Source organism: Streptomyces sp. NPDC005181 (genome assembly GCF_040608395.1).
Taxonomy (GTDB): domain Bacteria; phylum Actinomycetota; class Actinomycetes; order Streptomycetales; family Streptomycetaceae; genus Streptomyces.
The window spans coordinates 1-1,256 of the sequence record NZ_JBEXID010000262.1 but is presented as its reverse complement, the minus strand read 5'-3'; the positions used below and the strand labels follow the sequence as shown (position 1 = coordinate 1,256).

General features: G+C 66.6%; 1 protein-coding gene and 2 pseudogenes. 1 reads left to right on the top strand and 2 read right to left on the bottom strand.

Annotated elements, in window-relative coordinates; all coding sequences use genetic code 11:
• Window positions 1–107: 107 nt before the first annotated feature.
• Together ABZV38_RS40505 and ABZV38_RS40500 are read right to left on the bottom strand one after the other, a co-directional pair.
• Window positions 108–311 carry a helix-turn-helix domain-containing protein gene (locus ABZV38_RS40505; RefSeq protein ID WP_356333983.1) on the bottom strand — a complete coding sequence of 68 codons (204 nt, stop codon included), beginning with the start codon at window positions 309–311 and terminating at the stop codon, window positions 108–110.
• Window positions 312–770: 459 nt separating this feature from the next.
• Window positions 771–1,148 (bottom strand): annotated as a pseudogene (locus ABZV38_RS40500) (ATP-binding protein); the annotation flags it as partial.
• Between ABZV38_RS40500 and ABZV38_RS40495 the strand changes: the two are divergent.
• A pseudogene (locus ABZV38_RS40495) lies at window positions 1,044–1,256 on the top strand (hypothetical protein); the annotation flags it as partial. The pseudogenes ABZV38_RS40500 and ABZV38_RS40495 overlap by 105 nt on opposite strands.

Here is a 1,256-nt window from a genome sequence, read left to right as displayed (position 1 = left end):
TGCTGTTGCGAGGGTGTTCACGTCGTTCGTCACACATCGACACTGGACGCCCTCGTGCCATGTCCGCAGGCCATCCCTTGGACTCATTCATCTAGTGCGGGCTCTGGTCAGTTGGGCAGAGTGACGAGGCTCTCCACGTACGCCTCGATGTCCGCACGTCGAATCCGGCGCGTGCGACCCAACTTGATGTACTTGAGGGAGCCTTCGGCCATCAGCTCGTAGACGGTGGAGCGGCCGATGGCGAGTGCTTCGGCCGCCTCTTCGGGCTTGTACAGGAGTCGGTCGACGGGGGCGGCAGTCGCGGTGCTCATCCGGGGTGCCTCCAGGGCAGTTCGGCATTGCCGTGCAGGGGAGTTGGGCGCGGGCCCTTGCGCCGTGTGTGTCCGAGGTTCGGATTTCTGCGTCACCGCGTCATCAGCGTCACTTAAGGCTCTGACCTGCGGTTTTGGGTGACGCGCCGGATCGGGGCTGCGTCACCGGTGCGTCACCGGCTGCGTCATCGGGTGACGCAGGTGACGCAGGATGACGCAGAGCCTGCCGTCTGCGTCATCGCTGTTGGCGCAGGTCGGGTGTCGTTTTCCGGGCCGGGTGACGCAGGTGACGCAGCGTCTTCCCTCTTAGGACAAAGAAGGGGCTGCCTGTAGTACTCGGTGCGCCTTACAGCGTGAAGAAGGAGCCGCTTCGCGGCGCGACCTTTGGGCGGCGTTCCGCCGAACAGCAAGAGGAGCACGTGCTCTTCTTGCTGTTCGCTTGAGCGTGCGGATCGCGGATCAGAACGCCCGTGCCTGTTCGTGCGGGGCCGGGGTCACGGTGCGGGTCATTTCGAGGTAGCGGCCCGCCTTGGTGCGGCCCGCGTCGATGAGGACGCCCCGGGCCGCCAGGGTGGGCTGGAGGCGCTTGAGGCGGTCGGAGAGGACTTTGCCCGTGGTCGGCCACCCCTTGGGCAGGGGGCGGCAGTCGTCGCCGCTGTAGAGGCGACTGAGGCAGGACAGCCACTCCGTGGACGTCATCTGCTGCGCCGCGCCGGGATCGATGGTGTCGGCGTGCTTGAGGACGGTCTGGGCGAGGAGGTCACCCTCGATCACGTCGTCGTTCAGGTCGTCCAGACTCGCCCGGTACGCGGGCAACGCCCCGAGGCCGGTTGCCGCGCGAACCACTCGCCCGACAACATCTTCATCTACGCCCCGGCCTACGCCACCCTGATGGTGGTGGACGTGATCTACCCGGGCTGGGTGCCGTTCAGGAACCTCGCCGTC

Bases quoted from the DNA above. Each gene is read 5' to 3' on its own strand.
- ABZV38_RS40505 (WP_356333983.1), bottom strand. From the start codon at position 311: ATGAGCACCGCGACTGCCGCCCCCGTCGACCGACTCCTGTACAAGCCC.